2 protein-coding genes are annotated in these 2304 nt (G+C 75.3%); both read left to right on the top strand.

Going from position 1 to position 2304, the window contains the following annotated elements; all coding sequences use genetic code 11:
• Nucleotides 1-497 precede the first annotated feature (497 nt).
• The gene (locus tag C6N75_RS26170; protein WP_258177621.1) at nucleotides 498-1733 is read left to right on the top strand and encodes an NAD(P)/FAD-dependent oxidoreductase; all 1236 of its coding nucleotides are present in this window, start codon (nucleotides 498-500) and stop codon (nucleotides 1731-1733) included.
• A partial coding sequence (locus C6N75_RS26165; protein ID WP_105871349.1) for a DUF1365 domain-containing protein occupies nucleotides 1727-2304 on the top strand: 578 nt, incomplete at its 3' end. The genes C6N75_RS26170 and C6N75_RS26165, both read left to right, overlap by 7 nt.

The raw sequence follows: 2304 nt of genomic DNA, 5'->3' as shown, positions 1-2304 counted from the left end.
GCGCCTCGCCTCGGGCGCCCGCGCCTACCTCCCGCCGCGCCCGGACCCGCCTGCCGGGACCCGCTGCTCGTGCTCGCCGAACTCCTCACCAACGCCGTCCGGCACGGCCTCCCGCCGCTGCGCGTCACCGCCACCGTCCGCCCCGCGCCCGGCGGGCCGCGGGTGCTGCGCCCGGAGGTCGCCGACGCCGGCCCCGGTCCGGACACCGACCGGATACGGGCGCACTGGCGGCACCCCTCCTGCGACGTCGCCACCGGCCGGCGCGGCCTGTTCACCGTGGACACGCGGCCGACGACCGGGGCGTCACCCCGCACCCCGGCGGCGGGCACGGCGTCTGGGCCGAACTGCCCCTCCCCGCGGTCTCGCGATCATCCGAAGACCACGACCAATCCGGTGGCGCGCCGGTTCCGAACGACCCGTGACAGGCCGCCGGGACGACCTCCCGGCCGGCGGGCCACTGCGGGCGGAGGACTGTGCACCAGCGGAAGATAGCCGTCGTGGGCGGGGGAGTGGCGGGCCTCACCGCCGCCTACGTGCTCGGCAGGGCCCACGACGTCGTGCTGTACGAGGCGGACACCCGGCTCGGCGGCCACGCCCACACCCACGACCTGCCCGGCCCCGGCGGCCGGACCGTCCGGGTCGACTCCGGGTTCATCGTGCACAACGAGCGCACCTACCCCCGGCTGCTGCGGCTCTTCGCCGAACTGGGCGTCGCCACGCAGGACTCCGAGATGAGCATGTCGGTGCGGTGCGACGGCTGCGGACTGGAGTACGCCGGAGCGCGCGGCCCCGCCGGGCTGTTCACCGGACGCGGCTCGCTGCGCCCCGCCTACCTGCGGCTGCTCGCCGAGGTACCGCTCTTCCACCGCGCCGCCCGCAAGCTGCTCGCCTCCGGCGCGCCCACCGGCCTCACCCTGGGCCGCTTCCTGGCCGAGGGCCGGTTCTCCGCCTACTTCACCAGCCACTTCATGATCCCGCTGGTCTCCGCCGTCTGGTCGTGCGCCGCCCACACCGCCATGGACTACCCGGCGGCCTACCTCTTCCGCTTCCTCGACCACCACGGGCTGCTGTCGGTCACCGGCTCCCCGCAGTGGAAGACCGTTGCCGGCGGCTCCGCCGAGTACGTCCAGCGGGCCGCCAAGCACATCGGCAGCATCCGCACCGGCGCACCCGTCACCGCCGTCCGCCGCCACCCCGACCGGGCCGAGGTCACCACCGCCGACGGCGACACCGCCGCGTACTCGGCCGTCGTCCTCGCCACCCACCCCGACCAGGCGCTGCGGCTGCTGGCCGACCCCACCGACGCCGAACGGCAGGTCCTCGGCGCGTTCCGCTACTCGCGCAACCCCACCGTGCTGCACACCGACACCTCGTTGCTGCCGCGCGCCAAGGGCGCCCGCGCCTCCTGGAACTACCACCTGCCGAGCTGCTCGGCGGCCGCCGACGCCGTCCAGGTCAGCTACGACATGAACCGGCTGCAACGGCTCCCGGCCGGCGCGGACTTCGTGGTCACCCTCAACGCCGGCGACCGCGTCGACCCCGCCACCGTCCACGCCCGGATGGTCTACGAACACCCCGTCTACACCCCTGCCTCGGTCGCCGCCCAGCGCCGGCTGCCCTCCCTCAACACCGCCGTCACCGCCTACGCCGGCGCCTACCACGGCTGGGGCTTCCACGAGGACGGCTGCCGCTCCGGGGTGGACGCCGCCGCCGCGCTGGGGGTCACGTGGTAGCCGCCGACCGGCCGCAGGCGGCGCTGTACGAGTGCGTGGTCGGCCACACCCGCACCACCCCGCTGCGCCACTCCTTCGCCCAGCGCACCTACCTCTGGCTGACCGACCTCGACCGGCCGCCCCGACTCCCGCTCCTCCTGCGGCCGTTCGCCCGGTTCGACCCGCGCGACCACTTCGCCGGCACCGCGCCCACCATCCGGGCCGGCCTGGAGCGCTACCTCACCGCGCAGGGCATCACCCTGGAGCCCGGCGCCCGGGTGCTGATGCTGGCGCACGCCCGCGTCCTCGGACACGTCTTCAACCCGCTGACCCTGTACTGGGTCCAGGCGGCCGGCGGCGCCCCGCTGTGCACCGTCGCCGAGGTGCACAACACCTACGGCGAACGCCACTGCTACCTGCTGCGCCCCGGTGCCGACGGACAGGCGGACGTGCCCAAGGACTTCTACGTCTCCCCGTTCTTCCCGGTCGACGGCGCCTACCGGATGCGGGTCCCCGAGCCCGGCGAACGCCTCGACCTCACCGTCCAGTTGCGGCGCGGCGAGCAGCGGCCGTTCACCGCCACCGTACGCGG

This window comes from Streptomyces solincola (assembly GCF_002982015.1).
GTDB lineage: Bacteria > Actinomycetota > Actinomycetes > Streptomycetales > Streptomycetaceae > Streptomyces > Streptomyces solincola.
This window is presented reverse-complemented; position numbering and strand designations above follow the sequence as displayed.